Here is a 19104-nt window from a genome sequence, read left to right on the forward strand (position 1 = left end):
GTTTCACCGAGACCCGAGCGTCTTTGAGGGGGAAGGCGCCGCGTGGCCCCGACGGAGGATTCGGACAACCGTGGACGCGCAAGGCCGTGGGCGGGCGGACAACATCGATCCCGCCGACCAGTGGGTGCTCAATCCGAACACCGGTGAATACGAACTGCGACTGGGCACTTCCGCACCGCAGTCACCGGTTCCCGGTCCCCGTAGACCCGCCGCCCGGGACGGCGTCGGCGCGCCGCGCCGCCGTGACGAATCGGCGCCCGGCGGGACCCGCGAGCCGCGCCAGGCGCGCGGCGGTGACGTACCGCCCTCGCGGTCGGCCCGGCGCCGGGGCGGTGAGCCGGAGCCTCCGCAGGGGCGCAGGGCCGCCCGGCGTCCGGTGAAGAAGAAGTCGAGGGTGAAGAAGGTGCTGGCGTGGACCGCCGGCGGGACGGCCTTCACGCTGGTCGCCATCGGCACCGCCGGCTATCTCTACCTCAAGCACCTCGAGGGCAACGTCACCACGACGGACGTCGGCAGCGCGGGCAAGAGCGGCTTCAGCAAGGACGACGCCTTCAACATACTGATCATCGGCACCGACAAGCGGACCGGGAAGGGCAACACGGGCTACGGCGACGCCAACAGCGTCGGGCACGCGGACACCAACATCCTGCTGCACGTCTCCAAGGACCGGACGAACGCGACCGCGCTGAGCATTCCGCGCGACCTGATCGTGAACGTGCCGGACTGCCCGACCAAGCAGGCCGACGGCTCGACCAAGGTCATTCCCGGCTCCGACAACGTCCGCTTCAACACCAGCCTCGGCCAGCTGGGCCGCGACCCCGGCTGCACCATGCGCACGGTCGACCAGCTCACCGGCATCACGGTCGACCACTTCATGATGGTGGACTTCAACGCGGTGAAGACGCTGACGGCCGCGGTCGGCGGCGTGGACGTCTGCCTGGCGCACGCCGTGAACGACTCGGGCTCGCATCTGAAGCTGTCCGCGGGCAAGCACAACATCCAGGGCGAGCAGGCGCTGGCCTTCGTCCGCACCCGGCACAGCTGGGGCAACCACGGCGATCTGGACCGCATCAAGGTCCAGCAGCAGTTCATGTCCTCGCTGATGCGCAAGATGTCCTCCAGCGACACCCTCTCCAGCCCGACCAAGCTGATCAGTCTGGCGGAGGCGGCCACGAAGGCGCTGACCGTCGACAAGGGCATCGGTTCGGTGAGCACGCTCAAGGACGTGGCGCTGGAGCTGAAGAAGGTGCCGACGAAGAACATCTCCTTCGTGACCGTGCCCGTGCTCGACAACCCGGCCGACGGCGTCTACCACAAGACGGTCGTCGTCAACCCGAGTGCCGCCCCGCCGGTCTTCGACGCGATCAAGAACGACGTCTCCTTCACCGAGGTGAAGAAGAAGCAGAAGGAGGCGAAGGACGCGCAGGCCGCGCTCCTGAAGGGCAGCAGGTCCGCGCCCTCCGACGTGCGGGTGCGGGTCCTGAACGGCGGTGCGGTCGGCGGCAGCGCGCAGCAGACCCTCGACTGGCTTCAGACCAAGGAGGGCGTGCTCAAGTCCGAGAACGCGGGCAACGCACCGGCCGCACTGAGCAAGACCACGCTGGAGTACGCCCCGGACCAGGCGGCGCAGGCACGGGAGCTGGCCCACCTCATGGGCCTGCCGGGCTCCGCGCTCAAGCCCGGCAAGAGCGTGATCAACTCGCAGGGTCTGCCCGCGATGACGCTCACCCTGGGCAAGGACTTCAAGGGCGCGGGCGTGTCCCTCACCGCTCCGGTCAAGGCGCCGACGATCGACAAGTCGACGGCGAACGAGGTCAAGTGCGCCAGCTAGGCACTCGGGCACAGCTGCGGGCCGTGCGGCGGCGCGGTGCGCCGACGGCATGAAAGAGCGGCATGAAAGAGCCAGGGCCCTCCCCACGGGAAGGGCCCTGGCTCTTTCGTACGAAGGTCAGTTGGCGGCGAGAACCGCCGGCCGCCGTGACGCGATGACCTTGCGCGCCAGCGACTTCGGGCTGGTCAGAAAGCCCCAGCCCCACGACATGTGCATGGTGGCCAGGGCCACCGGGATCTGCAGCCGGGCCTTCGCGGACAGTCCCTTGCCCGCCGGGACCGAGCCCGCGACGATCGCCGCCAGATAGCCGCCGGGGACGACCAGGGCCCACGGGGTGAGCACCGCGCCGACGACGATTCCGGCCGCGATCGCGCAGAGGGCCGTCGGCGGGGCGAGGTAGCGCAGGTTGATGGAGCCGGAGTGGTAGCGGGCCACGACGTGCCGCCAGCGGCCGTAGTCCTTGTACTGCTTGGCGAGGGCCCGGACGGAGGGCCGCGGCCGGTACGAGACCTTGAGCTCGGGCGAGAACCAGATCAGGCCGCCCGCCTCACGGATGCGGAAGTTCAGCTCCCAGTCCTGGGCGCGGATGAACTCCTCGTTGTAGCCGCCCTGCTGCTCCAGGGCCTCGCGGCGGAAGACACCGAGGTAGACGGTCTCGGCGGGCCCGGCCTCGCCGCCCGTGTGGAAGGCGGCGTTGCCGACCCCGATCCTCGAGGTCATCGCGGCGGCGACCGCGTGCTCCCAGTCGTTCTCGCCCTCGGCGTGCATGATGCCGCCGACGTTCTGCGCGCCGGTCTCCTCCAGGAGCCGGACCGCGGTGGCGATGTAGTTCGGCGAGAGCATGCCGTGGCCGTCGACGCGGACCACGATCGGGTGCCGGGAGGCCTTGATCGCAGCGTTCAGCGCCGCGGGGGTGCGGCCGGTCGGGTTCGGGACGGTGTGCACACGCGCGTCCTCCGCCACGAGCTGGGCCGCGATCTCGTCCGTGCGGTCCGTGGACGGACCGAGGGCGATCACGACCTCCATCTCGCCGGCGTACTCCTGCGCGAGGATCGCTTGGACGGCCCCGCGCAGATGCCGCTCCTCGTCGAGGACCGGCATGATCACGGAAACAGCGGGGAGCCGCACGTCGGGCTTGGCGTTCATAGGGGGCTCACGTTACCGCGAACGGGGGACACCGGTGCGCGCCGCCGGGGCGTGGGGCCGGGCTGGAGATCGTATCGGCCTACCGTGCTCACGGATCCCACGTACGGCGTCGTCCGGAGGTGTCCCCCTTGGCAAGCCCGCCCCGGTCCCCCGCGCGTCCGCAGCGCCGACCGCAGCCGCCCCGCCGTGTGCCGCGCCCGCAGCAGCGGCCCGTGCGGTCGGTACGGCCGCCACGGCGGCCCCGCTGGGCCATGCGGGCGGTGAGCACGCTGTCCGTCGTCGTGCTCGCCTCCGCCGGGATCGGGCACGCGGTGATCAGCAGCCTGGACGCGGGGATCTCCCGGGTCGACGCCTTCAAGGACATGAAGAACCGGCCACTCGCGGGCCACGGCATGAACATCCTGCTGGTCGGCACCGACGGCCGCGACAAGATCACCGAGCGGGAGCGGCGGGCGTACCGGCTGGGCGGGGCGCCCTGCCACTGCACGGACACGATGATGATCGTGCACATCTCGGAGAACCGGGAGCGGGCCACCGTGGTGAGCCTGCCGCGCGACTCCTACGCCGAGGTGCCCGCGAGTGCCGACCCTGCGACCGGGAAGCAGCACCCGGCGCATCCGATCAAGCTCAACGCCGCCTACTCCGAGGGCGGCCCCCAGCTGACCGTCCGCACGGTCGAGAGCATGACCCATGTGAAGATCGACCACTATCTGGAGGTCGACTTCACCAGCTTCATGAAGACGGTGGACGTCCTCGGCGGAGTGACGGTGTGCACGCCGACCCCGCTGAAGGACGCGTACAGCGGGCTCGACCTCAGCCCCGGCACGCACACCCTGAACGGCGGGCAGGCGCTGCAGTACGTGCGGGCCCGGCACGTCGACGCGACGAGCGACCTGGGCCGGATGAAGCGGCAACAGCGGTTCCTGGCCGCGCTGATCGAGCGGGCCACCTCCTCCGGGATGCTGCTGGACCCGATGCGGTTCCGGGACGTGACCCGCGCGGTGCTCGGCTCGGTCCGCGCCGACGAGGGCTTCGGCACCGACGAGCTGCTCGACCTGGGCCGGGCCATGCGGAACTTCTCCCCCTCCTCCTCCGAGTTCACCACCGTGCCCATCGGGCAGGTGAACTACGGCGTCAAGGGCATCGGCTCGACCCTGAAGTGGGACCAGGCCAAGGCGGACCAGCTGTTCGCCGCCCTGCGCGACGACAAGCCGCTCACCGTGGCCCCGCCCCCGCACCCGCACCGCCCTCAGGCGCACGTGCCGCCTCCTGCCACCATCGACGTGGACCCCGGACAGGTCCGGGTCCAGGTGGCGAACGGCACGGGCACCGCCGGACTCGGCAAACGCCTCGACGCGGCGCTCGCGGCGACCGGCTTCGCCGCGACGCACCAGCCGGTGACGGCCGCCCGCGTGCCGCACACCGTCATCTCCTACGACCCCCGCTGGTACCGCTCGGCCCGCGCCCTGGTTGCCGCCCTGCCGGGGGCAGGGCTGCGCGCCGTACCGGGCCAGGGCCCGCTGCTGAAGGTGGTCGCCGGGGCGGACTTCAAGGACGTGCACCGGGTGCACTTCGAGGACCCCGCCCAGCCGCAGCAGACAACCGTGCGCGGCAGCGAGGTGGTGTGCTCGGGCGTCTAGCCCACGAGGCGCACTTGACCTGGTCGGCCGTGTGCGTCGGGACGGACGGGGGCTTGGCGGGACCGGTGAGGGGGATGCCCGCGCCCCGGAAGTCGGCGCCGAGCCACAGCACGATCGCCGGGAGTCCCTGATCGTTGGTCTCGCTCCGGCCCGGTTCCAGCGCGGCGGCCGGCAGCCCCATGAGGTCGGCCACGAAGGCGAGCGTGCCGCTGGTCCACAGCAGAACCCTTTTCCGAGGGACTTCCGGCCGGCCTTCTTTCCGGTCCCGCGCCGGGCACGGCCGCCGGCACGGCTGCCGGCTCGGCCCGCCGTGCGGCGAGGGCCGGGCCCCCGGGACTCCCCCGCGCCATCCGGTGCCGACCGGGGCCCCGGCACCTCCGGCCGGCCGGCGGACGGGGCCGGCCGCAGCTCGTACTCGCCCGTGTGCGGGTTGCGCACCCACTGGTCAGCGGGGTCGAAGCCGTCGCCGCGATCCAGGCCTGACGTGCGCACGCCATATCCGCACAGATCACCGACAGCGGACGGCCGTGACCTTTCCCACTCTCCTACAACCCCTGAAAGAGGCGGGAGTTGCTAGTCCTCGAAGCCCTCGGCCGCACGCTTCTCGCGCAGCTCGCGAATGGCCCGGCGGCGGGCCAGGCGGTGGGTGCGGCGGATCTGGGCCTCCTGGTAGCGGCGGCGGTCCCGGTCGGTCTCCGGGATCACCGGCGGCACCCGGCGCGGCTTGCCGTCGGCGTCGACGGCCGCGAAGACCAGATAGGCGGAGCCGACCTGGGTGGGCGGGGCCGACTCGTTCCAGCGCTCGGCGAGGACCCGGACGCCGACCTCCATGGAGGTGCGGCCGGTCCAGTTCACCTGTGCCTTCACATGGACCAGATCACCGACGCGGACCGGCTCCAGGAAAGCCATCTCGTCCATGGAGGCCGTGACGGCAGGACCGCCGGAGTGCCGGCCCGCCACGGCGCCCGCCGCGTCGTCGACCAGCTTCATGATCACCCCGCCGTGCACCGTCCCCAGCAGGTTGGTGTCGTTATGGGTCATGATGTGGCTGAGGGTGGTGCGCGAGGCGGATGTCGGCTTGCCCGGGATATCCGGTTCGATGTCCGGTTCCGCGTCCGTGGCCTGGTCTGTCATGCCCTCCACCTTATGCCGAAGTGACAATCGCGGATTTTGTGTCGGCTTCGCAACAGCGGCGCTGTTATTTTCCGACAGCCCTTGTAAGCCTCACACCGAGGCCCTGCACACTGGGGCGCATGAATGACTGGCCCGAGGGATGGTCCGACGACAACCGCGGCCCGCGCTACGGACGCGGCAGTGCCGGCGCACAGCCGGAGAGCGCCCGCGTCATGCGTCAGGTGCGGCGCGGCCCGGCGGTACCGCCCGGGCAGCGCTCCTACGGCGACCCCGGCCCGGCGGCGCCGCCGTACGGGGCCGGAGTCCCGCAGCAGCCGACGTACGTCGACGGCCAGGGATACGACGACGGCGCCGGTTACGACAGCGGCTACAACACCGGGCAGGTGTACGGCGGCGGTGGGCGACCCGGCGGTTTCGTGCCCAACGACAACGACGCGGACCCGGAAATCGACCGGTACCGGCCGCGCCCGAACTGGCGGCGCCGGATCAAGTGGACCGTGATCACGCTGGCGACCGTGCTGGTCGTCACATCCGTCGCGACCTACTTCTGGGCCGACTCCAAGCTGCGCCGCGAGGTCGACCTGTCCAAGGTCATCGACCGGCCGGCGTCGGGCGCCGGCACCAACTACCTGATCGTCGGCTCGGACAGCCGTGAGGGCATGTCCAAGGCGGACGAGAAGAAGCTGCACACCGGCGCCGCCGAGGGCAAGCGCACGGACTCGATGATGATCCTGCACGTCGGCGACAACGGCGACACGCTGATCTCGCTGCCGCGCGACTCGAACGTCACGATCCCGTCGTTCCAGGGCTCCACGTCCGGCAAGATCCGCCCCGCCATGGGCCAGAACAAGCTGAACGCGGCGTACGCGTACGACGGCCCGACGCTGCTGGTCCGCACGATCGAGTACAACACCGGTCTGCACATCGACCACTACGTCGAGATCGGCTTCCAGGGCTTCGCCAACATCGTGGACGCGGTCGGCGGTGTCGAGATCAACATCGACAAGGGCTTCAAGGACAAGTGGTCCGGCGCCGACTTCAAGGCCGGCAAGCAGACGCTGAACGGCCAGCAGGCCCTCGCCTTCGTCCGCACCCGGCACGCGTTCGCCGCCTCCGACCTGCAGCGCACCAAGAACCAGCAGAAGTTCCTGTCGGCCCTGGCCCACCAGGTGGCCACGCCGGGAACGGTCCTGAACCCCTTCAAGTTCTACCCGACCATAGGTGCGGGCCTGGACTCCCTGATCGTCGACAAGGACATGTCGCTGTGGGACCTGGGCTCGATGTTCTGGGCGATGAAGGGCGTCCAGGGCGGTGACGGCACGTCCATGAACATGCCGATCTCCGGCTCCGCCGGCGGCAACCTCGTCTGGGACAAGGCCAAGGTCAAGACGCTGGTGAACGAGCTGAACAACGACCAGAAGGTCACCGTCTCCGGCAACTAGGCACTCGTCCACGGCGGGGTAAAGCATCGATCAAGGCGCGCTGTTCATTCCCCCGATACCGGACGAATCGACCGGATGTGTGAGTCCGGGGTTTGTCAACGCCGTGTCCAGCCGCTGAACTGTGCGGACAGTGTGTGCGATCCGGCGCGGAACGACCGTGCCGTCGTACGCCGTTCGACCGACTGTATCGAGGGGCTTGGGGGGCGACTCGTCGCGCGGCCCGGCGGAGGACGAAGCGACCGTGGACACACAAGGCCGTGGACGGGGTGACGGCAGCGCCGCGTCGGTCCGGCGGAACACCGCGGCGACCGGCACGGCCCGGGCGAAGCACCCTCCCGGCCCGATGGGGCAGGTGCGTGAACTCGCGGCGCTCCCGGGCCTTTCGGCGTCCGCCGGCGAAGACACATGCGCCTCGTGACGCAAGGGCCCGGTTCTGCGTCTAACTGAGCGCGGCGTCGCCACGGCACGGGCCGGGGCCGGCCCCGCGCTTCGGACTGTGCCCGGTCACCGCGGCACACGACCGACACACAAACGACAAGGGCGCCGTACGCCTCCGCGGAGGGCGGTGGGCGCGCAACGAAGCCGCGGTGTAAGGGTGCCGAGGGCGGGAGGGCAGGAGATGACACGCAGCAGCGTGGACCAGGAGGGGGCGGTACCGCGTGCTCGGCACACCGGTGAAACCGATGTGGAGGGCGAGCCGGAGGGCGGGCGCCGTGACCGCCGGCGCAACCGTGGCCACGAAGGTCGCACGGAGCCCGGATCACCGCGCCCCAGACGCCGGATACTGCGCTGGTCGGCGTTGACCCTGGCGGTCGTCATACTCGGCACCGCCGCCGCGGGTTACCTCTACTACGAGCATCTCAACGCCAACATCCAGAAGGACAAGCTGAACCTGGGCGACTCGGACGTGCCCGAGGCGACCCCGAACGCGGCCGGCCAGACGCCGCTGAACGTCCTGCTGATCGGCTCGGACAGCCGGAACAGCGCGAAGGACCTCCAACTCGGCGGGTCCAAGGGGGATGTGGGCCGCGCGGGCCTCGCGGACGTGCAGATGCTGGTGCATGTGTCGGCCGACCGCACCAACATGTCCGTGGTCAGCCTGCCCCGCGACACGATGATCCCGATCCCCAGGTGCACCGACCCGCACGACGGCCACAAGTACCCGGCCCTCTCCCTGGCCATGTCCAACGAGTCGCTGGCCCGCGGCGGCCCCGGCTGCACCGTCGCCACCTGGCAGAGCCTCACCAACATCCACATCGACCACTTCATGATGGTCGACTTCTCCGGCGTGGTCGACATGGCGGACGCCATCGGCGGCGTGCCGGTCTGCGTCAAGCAGAACGTCTGGTCGCACACCTCGGACGGGCACGGCTCCGGCCTGAAGCTGAAGGCGGGGACGACGTACGTCAAGGGCGAGCAGGCCCTGCAGTGGCTGCGCACCCGCTACGGCTTCGAGGACGGCAGCGACCTCGGCCGTACCCACGCCCAGCACATGTACATGAGCGCGATGGTGCGCCAGCTGCGCAAGAACGCGACGCTGACCAACCCCGGCGCGATGCGCGGTCTGGCGGAGACCGCGACGAAGGCCCTCAAGGTCGACGAGGGCCTGGGGACGATCGCGAAGCTGTACGACCTGTCCGAGGAGTTCAAGAAGGTCCCCACCAAGCGCATCACGATGACGACGCTGCCGACCGTGGAGTGGTCGCAGAACCGTGCCCGGCTCGTGCCCGCGCCCGGGGACGCCGACCAGCTCATCTCCATGGTCCGCGACGACACCCCGCTGGACGGACGCGGCGTGAAGCACAAGACCGAGGAGCAGCCGAAGACCCCCACGGACCCGGACGGCAAGATCGCGGTGCAGGTCCGCAACGGCACCGGATCGAACGACGCGGCCCCCACGCCCCAGCGGGCGAGCGGGGTCGTCCAGATCCTGCAGGGCAGGGGGTTCACCCAGGCCACGGCGGACACCACGCCGGCCTCGGAGTCCAGGACCACCGTCCTGTATCCCAGCGCCGACCTCGAAGGGGACGCCGAGGCGGTGGCCAAGGCACTCGGGATCCCGCTCAAGCAGGTGCGCAAGTCGACCGACGTCTCCGGCGTCACGCTGGTCGTGGGCGCCGACTGGCGCACCGGCACCGCGTACACGGCGCCCACCGAGCCGACGAAGGCGCCGTCCACGGCGGCCGTGCTCCCCGGCGACAAGAAGGACGCGTGCATGACCGTCCAGAAGGGCTTCACCTGGTGAGGAAGGCGCGATGACCGGGCAGCCCCGGTCACCGCACAGGCCGCGCGTACGACGACGGGGCCGCGACTCCGCGAGGAGTTGCGGCCCCGTAGGCGTGCTGCGCGGCGGTGATCAGTACGCGGCGGTACGTATCTGCATCTCACCGCTGACGCTGTCCATGTAGCCCGTGGCGTAGGACGCCATGCCCTTGTCGTACACCTGCGGGGTGTAGCACTGGGTCTGACCCTGCGTGATGGTGCAGCTGTAGGTGCGTCCGTCGTTGTTGCGGGTGACGGTCGCGACCGAGCAGGCGTACCCGGCGGAGGCGTTTCCGCACGCACCCTGCGGGTTCTTGAGGGTGAGCCGGGCCCAGGCCGTGTGACAGGTCAGGCTGTGGCGCAGCTCGATGGTGCCGTGGGTGCCGACGCTGTTCGTCATCGGCGCGGACTCGACCGTGGTCCCGTCGTCGGCGCAGCCGGTGGACGCCGGGCTGGTGCCGTCGCTGGTGTACGCCTGCGCGCCACCGGTGGCGGCGATGACCGACAGGGCGACGCCGCCGAACACGACGGCGGTGCGGGCGAGGGCTCGCTTCTTCAGGTTCATGACTTTCTCCTGCGCATGCCGGGAGACCGGCCGGCGCATCATCAGAAGCCGCTCGGACAGTCGTAGTCGGGAAGAGCTGTGGTGCTGAGAGCCGCGGTGGTCAGCTTCCGTGGTCGCGCAGCCTGCGCCCGGTCATCGCGTATCCCCCGTCAGTCCCCACAGGTCGATCACAGGATCGACCGGAAGATCATGACCTATGGCCATGCCCACGGCAAACGCTACAGCCGTCCACAGGACGGGCAACGGCCGTTCACGGATGTGGAGATTGGGGCGGCATCCCCTATCTGCTATCTGCCGGTGCAGGTGACGCGCGCCGGGACCTGGGACAACCGGCTCGACGGACAGAACGTACGGATGACCATCACGGCCGCCGCCACGACCGGCGACCGGCCCACGGCCGGCCGCTACGAGTTCAGCGGCACCGATGTCTCCGCCCTCCGGGAGCACGAGCGCACGGCGCTGCGCGGCCGCCGGGCCGGTTTCGTCTTCCAGTCCCTCCACCTGCCGGCGCACCGTACGGCCACCGAGAACGTGGCCCTGGCCCAGCTGTACGTCACGACCGACCGCGGCGCCCACACCGACCGGGCCGTCGCGGCGCTGCGCACCGTGGGCCTCGGTCACCGGCTGGACGCGCTGCCGCCCACCATGTCCGGTGGCGAACGCCAACACGTCGCCGTGGTGCGGGCGTTGGTCAACCGTCCCGAACTGATCCTCTGTGACGAACCCACCGGCAACCTCGACTCCGCGACCTCGGCGCACGTGATGAACCTGCTCGAAGAACTCCACGCGGCGGGACTCACCGTCGTGGTCATCACCCACGACCCCGCCGTGGACGAACGGGCCCGGCGCGTGCTGACCATCCGCGACGGCCGGATCCTCACCGACACCGACCGGCGGGCGGCCGCGTGACCGGGGGCCGGTTCACAGCCGTGGTCCGGCGGGCCGGGCGGGACCGGCGACCGTCGTCGGCGCCCCCGTCCCGGCTGCTCGTGCGCGACATGTTCGCCGAGTCCCTCGCCGGCCTGGTGCAGCGGCCCGGCCGCTCGGTGCTCACGACGCTGGGCACGGTCCTCGGCGTGGGCGCCTTCGCTCGGCACACTCGGCGGACTGATCGGCACGGCGATCGGGGTGTGCACGGTGGTCACCGTCGCCCTGGTGCGGCCCTGGACCGCCATCGGGGACCCGATGACCGTCCTGCCCGCCCCGCTCGTGGGCTCCGTCGTCGGCCTGCCGGCGGGCCTCTACCCCGCGCTGCGGGCGGCCCGCATCGAGCCGCTGGAGGCGCTGCGGCAGTGACCGTCCGAGGGCACCCGTCCGGGTGCCCTCGCCCCTTTCCGGCTCTCGGCGGCGAGGCTCACATGCCGGCGCCCGCCATCGCACGGCAGGTCTCCGAACAGCGGCGACACGCCTCCGCACAGCGCATCATCTGCTGGTCGTCGCGCATGGACATACACGCCTCGGCGCACATCTCACACACCTTGGCGCAGAGCGTGCACATCTCGGCGGACATGGGCGAACGGCGCATCATCATGTCGGCGCACATGCGGGTCATCTCGGAGCAGTCCATCAGGGCCCGCATGACCTGCATCTGCTGCTGGCCGCCCTTCTGCATGCAGGAGCTCATGGTCTCCTCGCAGACGCTGTGGCAGTTCATGCAGGCCTCGACGCACTCCTGCATCTGCTGGGTGAGCGCCGGCATCATCTGGGACTGGGTCATGACTCCTCCTCGGAGGGCGGGGGCCCGGGGCAGACCCCGTATGCTTCCGTCCTACGTCGCCCCGGCCCCGCGCGCATGTGACCGACCGGTCGTAAGGTGCGGCGCAGCAGCAGAAAGGCGCCCCGCAGGGCGCCTTTCCGAACAGACCCGAAGATCCTTACCGCTAGGGCAGGTTGCGGGCCATGACGATCCGCTGGACCTGATTCGTGCCTTCGTATATCTGGGTGATCTTGGCATCGCGCATCATGCGCTCCACCGGGTAGTCGCGGGTGTAGCCGTAGCCGCCGAGGAGCTGGACGGCGTCGGTGGTGACCTCCATCGCGACGTCCGAGGCGAAGCACTTGGCGGCGGCGCCCAGGTAGGTGAGGTCGGCGTCGCCGCGCTCGGAGGCGGCCGCGGCCTGGTAGGTGAGGGCGCGGGCCGCCGAGATCTTCATCGACATGTCGGCGAGCATGAACTGGATGCCCTGGAAGTCGGCGATCGGCTTGCCGAACTGCTTGCGCTCCTGGACATAGCCCTTGGCGTAGTCGAAGGCTCCCTGCGCCACACCGAGCGCCTGGGCGGCGATGGTGATGCGGGTGTGGTCCAGGGTCTTCATGGCCGTCATGAAGCCGGTGCCCTCCTCGCCGATCATGCGGTCGGCGGGGATGCGGACGTTGTCGAAGTAGACCTCGCGGGTCGGGGAGCCCTTGATGCCGAGCTTCTTCTCGGGGGCACCGAAGGAGACGCCCTCGTCCGACTTCTCGACGACGAAGGCGGAGATGCCCTTGGAGCGCTTGGCCGGGTCCGTGACCGCCATCACCGTGTAGTACTCGCTCACGCCCGCGTTGGTGATCCAGCGCTTCACGCCGTTGAGGATCCAGTGGTCGCCGTCGCGGACTGCCTTGGTCTTCATGCCGGCCGCGTCCGAGCCCGCCTCCGGCTCGGAGAGGCAGTACGAGAACATCCCGTCGCCCTTGGCGAGCGGGGTCAGGTACTTCTTCTTCAGCTCCTCGCCGCCGGAGAGGATCACCGGGAGGGAGCCGAGCTTGTTCACGGCGGGGATGAGGGAGGAGGACACGCAGGCGCGAGCCACCTCCTCGATCACGATCACCGTGGCGAGCGCGTCGGCGCCGGCGCCGCCGTACTCCTCGGGGACGTGCACCGCGTGCAGGTCATTGGCGACGAGGGCGTCGAGGGCCTCCTGCGGGAAGCGGGCCTCCTCGTCCACCGCCGCAGCGTACGGCGCGATCTTCGCCTCGACCAGGGAACGGACGGCGTCGCGGAGCATGTCGTGCTCCTCCGACGGGCGGTACAGGTCGAAGTCAGCCGATCCGGCCACGGTCTCTCACGCTCCAAAGACGCAGTGATACTGACGCTAATTACCGTTAAGTAACTCAAATTTTAGAGGGCCGCCCGCAGCACGCCTACGTGAGCTACACGACAGCGGGGAAATTGCCCTTCGAGGCGCCCGACTATGCTCAGGGGCCGCAACACCGACGTACCCGAGCTGGAGCGCATCCATGAGCCTGAAGATCACCGTGATCGGCACCGGCTACCTCGGCGCCACACACGCCGCGGCCATGGCCGAGCTCGGCTACGAGGTGCTGGGACTCGACGTCGTACCCGAGAAGATCGCCATGCTGGAGCGCGGCGAGACCCCCATGTACGAGCCGGGGCTGGAGGAGCTGCTGCGCAAGCACGTGGCCGGCATCGAGGGCTCCACGGGGCGGCTCCGCTTCACCACCGACTGGGCCGAGGTCGGCGCCTTCGGTGACGTCCACTTCGTGTGCGTGAACACCCCGCAGCGGCACGGGGAGTACGCGGCCGACATGTCGTACGTCGACTCCGCCGTCTCCTCTCTCGCCCCGCATCTGCACGGCCCGGCCCTGGTCGTCGGCAAGTCGACCGTGCCGGTGGGCTCGGCCGAGCGGCTGGCCCGCTATCTCGCCGAGCACGCCCCCGCGGGCGGCGACGCCGAGCTGGCCTGGAACCCGGAGTTCCTGCGCGAGGGCTTCGCCGTGCAGGACACCCTGCACCCGGACCGGATCGTGGTGGGCGTGGGCAGCGAGCGCGCCGAGAAGCTGCTGCGGGAGGTGTACGCGACGCCGATCGGCGAGGGCACGCCGTTCGTGGTGACCGACTTCCCGACGGCCGAACTGGTGAAGACGGCCGCGAACTCCTTCCTCGCGACGAAGATCTCCTTCATCAACGCGATGGCGGAGGTGTGCGAGGCCGCGGGCGGTGACGTGGCGAAGCTGGCGGAGGCCATCGGGCACGACGACCGGATCGGGAAGAAGTTCCTGCGCGCCGGGATCGGCTTCGGCGGCGGCTGTCTGCCGAAGGACATCCGGGCGTTCATGGCGCGGGCGGGCGAGCTGGGCGCGGACCAGGCACTGACCTTCCTGCGCGAGATCGACTCCATCAACATGCGCCGGCGCGGGCAGATGGTGGAGATGACCCGGGAGGCGCTCGGCGGCGGTTCCTTCCTCGGCAAGCGGGTCGCGGTGCTCGGCGCCACGTTCAAGCCCGACTCGGACGACGTGCGCGACTCGCCCGCGCTGAACGTGGCCGGCCAGATCCACCTCCAGGGCGGCCAGGTCACGGTGTACGACCCGAAGGGCATGGCCAACGCCCGGCGCGTGTTCCCGACCCTCGGGTACGCCGACTCCGCGCCGGACGCCGTACGGGGCGCCGATGTCGTCCTGCACCTCACCGAGTGGCGGGAGTTCCGCGAGCTGGACCCGGCGGCGCTCGGCGAGGTCGCGGCGGCCCGGCTGATCCTGGACGGCCGCAACGCACTCGACCCGGAGCTGTGGCGCCGGGCGGGCTGGACGTACCGGGCGATGGGCCGCCCGACCGCATAACCCACCGGACAGGTGACGCCGGTTCGGCCGAGGCTCAGTCGGCCGAACCGGCGTCTTTCCGCATTCTGCACCACCGGACACATACGTGGCCGGTGAACTGTCTGTGTCTTACCCCTCCTTGGCCCGGTACCGGCGCATTTTCGCCCGCGCCCCACACACCTGCATGGAGCACCAGCGGCCGCGTCCGGCCGGACTGCGGTCGTAGTACGCCCAGTGGCAGGTCTCGGACTCGCAGGCCTTCAGCCGCATCCAGGTGCCCTGCGTCAGCCCCTCGGCGACGGCGGCGGCGACCCGGGAGAGCAGCGGGGCGTCCGGGGCGGGGGCGAGGGCCGCGGAGCCGTCGCGGTCGTCCACGGCGACGTACAGGGGGGCGCGGGACAGCAGCGCGCCCAGCGGGGTCACCCCGCGGTGCGGCGCGTGCCCGGCGTGCGCGAGCAGCGTGACCCGCAGCGACTCCCGCAGCTCCCGCGCCTCCGCCAGCCCGTCCTCGGCGATCCCGAAGCGCGCCCAGCCCTCCTCCGTGTCCAGCGTGTCGGCGCCGCTCTCGATGTCCAGCGTGTTGACCAGGGACTCGACCAGCGCCAGGGCTCCGGGGGCGGCCGATCTCTCATTCATGGTTGCGACGTTACCCCCAATGCGGGAGCATGCAGTAACCGTTACCGGTTGCCCGACTCTACGGGTAACCCTGTCCGTGACGACTTACGGAGGTAGTCATGGCTCTCGCCAAGTTCGGTGTCGTGGTACTGGACTGTCCCGACCCCCGTGCGCTGGCCGGCTTCTACGCCGAGGTGCTGGGCGGCACGGTGGAGGGGGACGGCGAGTGGGTCGACCTGAAGGTGCCCGGGGGGACGGCACTGGCCTTCCAGCAGGCGCCCGGGCACGTGCCGCCGAAGTGGCCCGCGCCGGACGACTCGCAGCAGTTCCACCTGGATCTGGTCGTGGAGGACCTGGACGCGGCGGAGAAGGGGGTGCTGGAGCTGGGCGCCAAGCCGCTGGACGCGGAGGACCGCGAGCGGACCTTCCGTGTGTACGCCGACCCGGCTGGGCACCCGTTCTGTCTGTGCGCCTGCTGAGGCGTCCGAAGGAGGACATCATGGCGTCCGTCGCCCGGTTCCGCTCCGTCGTGCTCGACTGCCCCGATCCGCATGCGCTGGCCGCCTTCTACGCGGCGGTGGCCGGGGGCACCCCGGACGCCGAGGACGACGACTGGGTCGTCCTGCGGGTGCCGGACGGGCCGCGGCTGGCCTTCCAGCGGGCCGAGGGGTACACCCCGCCGGAGTGGCCGCGCGCGGACCGCAACGGTCAGCAGTTCCACCTCGACTTCGACGCGGGCCGGACCTGGGCGGAGATCGACGTGGCGCATGAGCGGGTGCTGGCGCTGGGCGCCCGGCCGCTGGATCTGGAGGACCGGGAGAAGAAGGACTTCCAGGTGTACGCCGACCCCGCCGGGCATCCGTTCTGCCTGTGCCGGATCGACCACCCGTGACCCGGGTGAGCTAGGGGGTGTGCAGCTCGCCGATCCTCGCGTTCGACGCCTCCCGGCGGTGCTGGGCGGCGCGGGCCGTGAAGTCCGCGCTGCGCAGCACCCGTTGGACGTTGCCCCAGGTCAGCAGGGACAGCTCGCTCTCGGACCAGCCGCGCCGGAGCAGTTCGGCGATCAGGTGGGGGTAGCGGGAGGTGTCGGCGAGGTCGCGGGGGTGGGCGGCGCCGGAGTCGTAGGTGCCGGACAGGCCCACGCACTCGGCGCCGGCCACGTCGCGGACGTGGTCGAGGTGGTCGGCGACGTCCTGGACCGTCGGCCCGGTCTGCTCGGCGGTCAGCGGCACCATGCACAGGCCCTTCGCCGCGCCCAGCGCCGCGAGCAGTCCGTCGGGCAGGTTGGCCGGGTGGGGGCGCAGGGCGCCGGCGGCGGAGCGGGTGCACAGCACGGGCGTCTTGGACAGCGCGAAGGCACGTTCGGCGGTGGCCCCCGAGGCGGCGGAGACATCGGCGAGCACCCCGAGCCGGTTCATCTCGCGCACCACCTCCTCGCCGAACCGGGTCAGGCCCGTCTCCCCCGCCCAGACGGTGCCGGCGAGCGTGAGCACGCGCAGGCCGAGGGCGTGCAGGACGCGCAGGATGCCGAGGGAGTCGTCGAGCGCGGTGGCGTGGGCGGGGCCCAGCACCACGGCGACCCGGCCGCAGTTGCGGGCGTCGATGATCTGCCCGGCATTGCCCACCAGGCGCAGTCCCTCCGGGTGGGCCTCGATCACCGCGCGCGCCTGGTCCAGCTGTTCCAGGGTCGCGGAGACCGCACGGTCGCCGCCGGGGCCCTCGGGCAGGTGCAGCGACCAGAACAGCACGCCCACGTGCCCCTCGCGCATCCGGGGTATGTCGGTGTCGACGGCCGCCTCGCCCAGCTCCAGGTCGTACCAGGACAGATGACGCAGGGCCCAGGGCAGTCCGCTGTAGCCGTCGGCGACCGGGTGGGCGGCCAGCAGGGCGTGGGCCCGCTCCAGGGACGCGGACTCCGAGGGGAAGGGGTCGTCCGGCAGGCCGTCACCCTCGTCGACCTCGGTCGGGGAGGGGATGTCGTCCTGGAGGTCGGCCATGGCGGGCTCCGTACGTCGTCGTTGCCTACGCGGTCGTGAGCTACGTCGGGCTGGGGCGTATCGCCACGGTCGCACGGAGGGGAGGATGGCTTCCTGGTGAGTGGGGCGTTCGGGGGTACGGCCGGTCAGGCGTCCCGGGGCGTGCGGATCACCTCGTCCAGGGTCTCCCGGACGGGGAGACCATGCGGTCGATCCGCGCGCGCTCGGCGGTCAGGTCCCGCACCAGGCGCGGGGTGGCGATCGCGGAGGGCCCGCCGTCCCGGTCGCGCATGCAGGGCAGCGGCTGCCGGATCTTCCCGCTGCGCAGCCCGGCCGCGTACAGCTCCTGGATCCGGATGACCCGGTCGACGGCCGTCTCCGGGCAGTCGCGGTGGCCGCCGGGGGTGCGCTCGGCGGTGAGCGGCCCTGGGTCTCCGTCCGAAGGGGCTGGACCTCGCCCATCTGCACCCGGTGCGCTCCGACCCGGCCACCGGCTGGTACCGGCGGATCCAGGCGGCCTGGCCCGGCGTCCTGATCGGCAACCCCGACCTGAGCGAGCTGTCCACGCAGGCCGTCACCCGGGCCGCGCGGGAGATGCCGGCGGCCGGCGCCGATCTGGTGGCGCTCGGCCGGCCGTTCCTCGCCAACCCGGACCTGGTCACCCGGTGCGCCTCGGCGCACGGCTCGACCCGGTCCGGGACCGGTACTTCATGTACGTGGGCGGGGCGGCCGGCTACAACGACTACCCCGCCCCGGCGGATCAGGCGGGAGCGCCGTCCAGCGACTCGATGGTGGCGTTGGACGGGGCGCGGGTCGCCTGCAGGTCACGCGCCACGTCCTCCGCAGCGCCCAGCACCCGTACCGCGTTCTGCCAGGTCAGCTTGGCCAGGTCGGCCTTGGACCAGCCGCGGTCCAGCAGTTCGGCGAGCAGGTTCGGGTAGCCGGAGACGTCGCCGAGGCCGTCCGGGGTGAAGGCGGTGCCGTCGTAGTCGCCGCCGATGCCCAGGTGGTCGATGCCGGCGACCTCACGCATGTGGTCCAGGTGGTCCGCGACCGTGGACACCGTGGCGACCGGGCGCGGGTTGCGCTCCTCGAAGGCTTGGTGGATCTTCATCGCCTCGGAGCCGGTGTCGAGGTGGTGCAGACCGTGGGCGCGCAGGTTGTCGTCGGCCGCGGCCGTCCAGTCGACGGCCGCCTGGAGCACGAACTTCGGCACGAAGGTCACCATCGCCACCCCGCCGTTGGCCGGCAGGCGCTCCAGCACGTCGTCGGGGATGTTGCGCGGATGGTCGCACACGGCCCGCGCGGAGGAGTGCGAGAAGACCACCGGCGCGGACGTGGTGTCCAGCGCGGCCCGCATGGTCGAGGGGGCCACGTGGGAGAGGTCGACCAGCATGCCGAGGCGGTTCATCTCGCGGACCACCTCGCGGCCGAACGCGGACAGACCGCCCACCTTCGGCTCGTCCGTGGCGGAGTCCGCCCAGTCGTTGTTGTGGTTGTGGGTGAGCGTCATGTAGCGCACACCCAGCTCGTACAGACCGCGCAGGGTGCCGAGGGAGTTGTCGATGGAGTGACCGCCCTCCGCGCCCATGAGGGAGGCGATACGGCCCTCCGCGCGCGCCGCCTCCATGTCGGCGGCGGTCTGCGCGGCCCGCAGATCGGCGGGGTGCCCGGCGATCAGCTGCCGTACGCAGTCGATCTGCTCCAGGGTCGCCGGCACCGCCCCGGGCCGGTCCGAGGGCACATACACCGACCAGTACTGCGCCCCGACCCCGCCCGCGCGCAGCCGGGGGATGTCGGTGTGCAGGTGGTCGTCCTGGCGTACGGCGATGTCGCGGGCGGCGAGGTCGTAGCGGACCTGCTGGCGCAGCGCCCACGGCAGGTCGTTGTGGCCGTCGACGACCGGGAACTCGCGCAGCAGGGACCGTGCTTCGTCCAGTGAGGTCATTGC

The 19104-nt window shown here is 71.1% G+C and carries 17 protein-coding genes and 1 pseudogene; 9 read left to right on the plus strand and 9 right to left on the minus strand.

The genetic code is table 11. The features are described 5' to 3' along the window. Window positions 1-70 precede the first annotated feature (70 nt). Window positions 71-1831, plus strand: coding sequence for an LCP family protein (locus ACFYOH_RS29925; RefSeq protein WP_388631805.1), 1761 nt, complete (start codon window positions 71-73; stop codon window positions 1829-1831). Window positions 1832-1948: 117 nt separating this feature from the next. Here ACFYOH_RS29925 and ACFYOH_RS29930 read toward each other — a convergent pair whose 3' ends face one another. After that, a complete protein-coding gene (locus tag ACFYOH_RS29930) occupies window positions 1949-2977 on the minus strand; it encodes a glycosyltransferase family 2 protein (RefSeq protein ID WP_388631807.1) in 1029 nt (342 codons plus the stop codon). A gap of 251 nt (window positions 2978-3228) precedes the next feature. On the opposite strand from ACFYOH_RS29930, the gene ACFYOH_RS29935 reads away from it, so the two are divergent. Further along, window positions 3229-4617 carry an LCP family protein gene (locus ACFYOH_RS29935; RefSeq protein ID WP_388631809.1) on the plus strand — a complete coding sequence of 463 codons (1389 nt, stop codon included), beginning with the start codon at window positions 3229-3231 and terminating at the stop codon, window positions 4615-4617. Window positions 4618-5190: 573 nt separating this feature from the next. Here the strand turns inward: ACFYOH_RS29935 and ACFYOH_RS29940 are convergent. Further along, a complete protein-coding gene (locus tag ACFYOH_RS29940; RefSeq protein WP_388631812.1) occupies window positions 5191-5751 on the minus strand; it encodes an acyl-CoA thioesterase in 561 nt (186 codons plus the stop codon). 119 nt (window positions 5752-5870) lie between these two features. Between ACFYOH_RS29940 and ACFYOH_RS29945 the strand changes: the two genes are divergently transcribed. Both ACFYOH_RS29945 and ACFYOH_RS29950 read left to right on the plus strand, forming a co-directional pair. Beyond that, on the plus strand, window positions 5871-7193 hold the full coding sequence (locus tag ACFYOH_RS29945; protein ID WP_388631815.1) for an LCP family protein: 1323 nt from the start codon (window positions 5871-5873) through the stop codon (window positions 7191-7193). Window positions 7194-7812: 619 nt separating this feature from the next. Further along, window positions 7813-9438, plus strand: coding sequence for an LCP family protein (locus tag ACFYOH_RS29950; protein WP_388631818.1), 1626 nt, complete (start codon window positions 7813-7815; stop codon window positions 9436-9438). Between the two features lie 111 nt (window positions 9439-9549). On the opposite strand, the gene ACFYOH_RS29955 is transcribed toward ACFYOH_RS29950, so the two are convergent. Continuing rightward, window positions 9550-10020 carry a DUF2690 domain-containing protein gene (locus ACFYOH_RS29955; RefSeq protein WP_388631820.1) on the minus strand — a complete coding sequence of 157 codons (471 nt, stop codon included), beginning with the start codon at window positions 10018-10020 and terminating at the stop codon, window positions 9550-9552. 189 nt (window positions 10021-10209) lie between these two features. Between ACFYOH_RS29955 and ACFYOH_RS29960 the strand changes: the two genes are divergently transcribed. Both ACFYOH_RS29960 and ACFYOH_RS29965 read left to right on the plus strand, forming a co-directional pair. Further along, window positions 10210-10929 carry an ABC transporter ATP-binding protein gene (locus tag ACFYOH_RS29960; RefSeq protein WP_388631823.1) on the plus strand — a complete coding sequence of 240 codons (720 nt, stop codon included), beginning with the start codon at window positions 10210-10212 and terminating at the stop codon, window positions 10927-10929. A gap of 228 nt (window positions 10930-11157) precedes the next feature. Further along, window positions 11158-11316, plus strand: a complete 159-nt coding sequence (locus ACFYOH_RS29965; RefSeq protein WP_388631826.1) for a hypothetical protein — start codon at window positions 11158-11160, stop codon at window positions 11314-11316. Between the two features lie 58 nt (window positions 11317-11374). Here the strand turns inward: ACFYOH_RS29965 and ACFYOH_RS29970 are convergent, their stop codons facing one another. Together ACFYOH_RS29970 and ACFYOH_RS29975 are read right to left on the minus strand one after the other, a co-directional pair. Continuing rightward, complete coding sequence (locus tag ACFYOH_RS29970; protein ID WP_388631828.1) at window positions 11375-11737, minus strand: four-helix bundle copper-binding protein; 363 nt, start codon at window positions 11735-11737, stop codon at window positions 11375-11377. Between the two features lie 163 nt (window positions 11738-11900). Then, window positions 11901-13058 (minus strand): acyl-CoA dehydrogenase family protein, encoded by a 1158-nt coding sequence (locus ACFYOH_RS29975; RefSeq protein WP_388631830.1) that lies wholly within the window; start codon window positions 13056-13058, stop codon window positions 11901-11903. 181 nt (window positions 13059-13239) lie between these two features. Between ACFYOH_RS29975 and ACFYOH_RS29980 the strand changes: the two genes are divergently transcribed. Continuing rightward, window positions 13240-14583 (plus strand): UDP-glucose dehydrogenase family protein, encoded by a 1344-nt coding sequence (locus ACFYOH_RS29980; protein WP_388631833.1) that lies wholly within the window; start codon window positions 13240-13242, stop codon window positions 14581-14583. A gap of 108 nt (window positions 14584-14691) precedes the next feature. Here ACFYOH_RS29980 and ACFYOH_RS29985 read toward each other — a convergent pair whose 3' ends face one another. Continuing rightward, the gene (locus ACFYOH_RS29985) at window positions 14692-15198 is read right to left on the minus strand and encodes a CGNR zinc finger domain-containing protein (protein ID WP_388631835.1); all 507 of its coding nucleotides are present in this window, start codon (window positions 15196-15198) and stop codon (window positions 14692-14694) included. Between the two features lie 98 nt (window positions 15199-15296). Here ACFYOH_RS29985 and ACFYOH_RS29990 point away from each other — a divergent pair, with 98 nt between their 5' ends. Next, window positions 15297-15656, plus strand: coding sequence for a VOC family protein (locus ACFYOH_RS29990; protein WP_388631837.1), 360 nt, complete (start codon window positions 15297-15299; stop codon window positions 15654-15656). A 20-nt stretch (window positions 15657-15676) separates the two neighbouring features. Further along, window positions 15677-16069 (plus strand): VOC family protein, encoded by a 393-nt coding sequence (locus tag ACFYOH_RS29995; protein WP_388631839.1) that lies wholly within the window; start codon window positions 15677-15679, stop codon window positions 16067-16069. Between the two features lie 10 nt (window positions 16070-16079). Here the strand turns inward: ACFYOH_RS29995 and ACFYOH_RS30000 are convergent, their stop codons facing one another. From ACFYOH_RS30000 to ACFYOH_RS30010, 3 genes and pseudogenes are all read right to left on the minus strand, one after another. Further along, window positions 16080-17174, minus strand: coding sequence for a dipeptidase (locus ACFYOH_RS30000; RefSeq protein WP_388631842.1), 1095 nt, complete (start codon window positions 17172-17174; stop codon window positions 16080-16082). A 125-nt stretch (window positions 17175-17299) separates the two neighbouring features. Further along, window positions 17300-17580 (minus strand): annotated as a pseudogene (locus ACFYOH_RS30005) (MerR family transcriptional regulator); the annotation flags it as partial. A 333-nt stretch (window positions 17581-17913) separates the two neighbouring features. Beyond that, window positions 17914-19101 carry a dipeptidase gene (locus ACFYOH_RS30010; protein ID WP_388631844.1) on the minus strand — a complete coding sequence of 396 codons (1188 nt, stop codon included), beginning with the start codon at window positions 19099-19101 and terminating at the stop codon, window positions 17914-17916. Between the last annotated feature and the right edge of the window lie 3 nt (window positions 19102-19104).

This window comes from Streptomyces sp. NPDC007856 (assembly GCF_042868225.1).
Classification (GTDB): Bacteria; Actinomycetota; Actinomycetes; order Streptomycetales; family Streptomycetaceae; genus Streptomyces.

Bases quoted from the DNA above. Each gene is read 5' to 3' on its own strand.
- ACFYOH_RS29930 (WP_388631807.1), bottom strand. From the start codon at position 2,977: ATGAACGCCAAGCCCGACGTGCGGCTCCCCGCTGTTTCCGTGATCATG.
- ACFYOH_RS29935 (WP_388631809.1), top strand. From the start codon at position 3,229: ATGCGGGCGGTGAGCACGCTGTCCGTCGTCGTGCTCGCCTCCGCCGGG.
- ACFYOH_RS29940 (WP_388631812.1), bottom strand. From the start codon at position 5,751: ATGACAGACCAGGCCACGGACGCGGAACCGGACATCGAACCGGATATC.
- ACFYOH_RS29945 (WP_388631815.1), top strand. From the start codon at position 5,871: ATGAATGACTGGCCCGAGGGATGGTCCGACGACAACCGCGGCCCGCGC.
- ACFYOH_RS29950 (WP_388631818.1), top strand. From the start codon at position 7,813: ATGACACGCAGCAGCGTGGACCAGGAGGGGGCGGTACCGCGTGCTCGG.
- ACFYOH_RS29955 (WP_388631820.1), bottom strand. From the start codon at position 10,020: ATGAACCTGAAGAAGCGAGCCCTCGCCCGCACCGCCGTCGTGTTCGGC.
- ACFYOH_RS29960 (WP_388631823.1), top strand. From the start codon at position 10,210: ATGACCTATGGCCATGCCCACGGCAAACGCTACAGCCGTCCACAGGAC.
- ACFYOH_RS29970 (WP_388631828.1), bottom strand. From the start codon at position 11,737: ATGACCCAGTCCCAGATGATGCCGGCGCTCACCCAGCAGATGCAGGAG.
- ACFYOH_RS29980 (WP_388631833.1), top strand. From the start codon at position 13,240: ATGAGCCTGAAGATCACCGTGATCGGCACCGGCTACCTCGGCGCCACA.
- ACFYOH_RS29985 (WP_388631835.1), bottom strand. From the start codon at position 15,198: ATGAATGAGAGATCGGCCGCCCCCGGAGCCCTGGCGCTGGTCGAGTCC.
- ACFYOH_RS29990 (WP_388631837.1), top strand. From the start codon at position 15,297: ATGGCTCTCGCCAAGTTCGGTGTCGTGGTACTGGACTGTCCCGACCCC.
- ACFYOH_RS29995 (WP_388631839.1), top strand. From the start codon at position 15,677: ATGGCGTCCGTCGCCCGGTTCCGCTCCGTCGTGCTCGACTGCCCCGAT.
- ACFYOH_RS30000 (WP_388631842.1), bottom strand. From the start codon at position 17,174: ATGGCCGACCTCCAGGACGACATCCCCTCCCCGACCGAGGTCGACGAG.
- ACFYOH_RS30010 (WP_388631844.1), bottom strand. From the start codon at position 19,101: ATGACCTCACTGGACGAAGCACGGTCCCTGCTGCGCGAGTTCCCGGTC.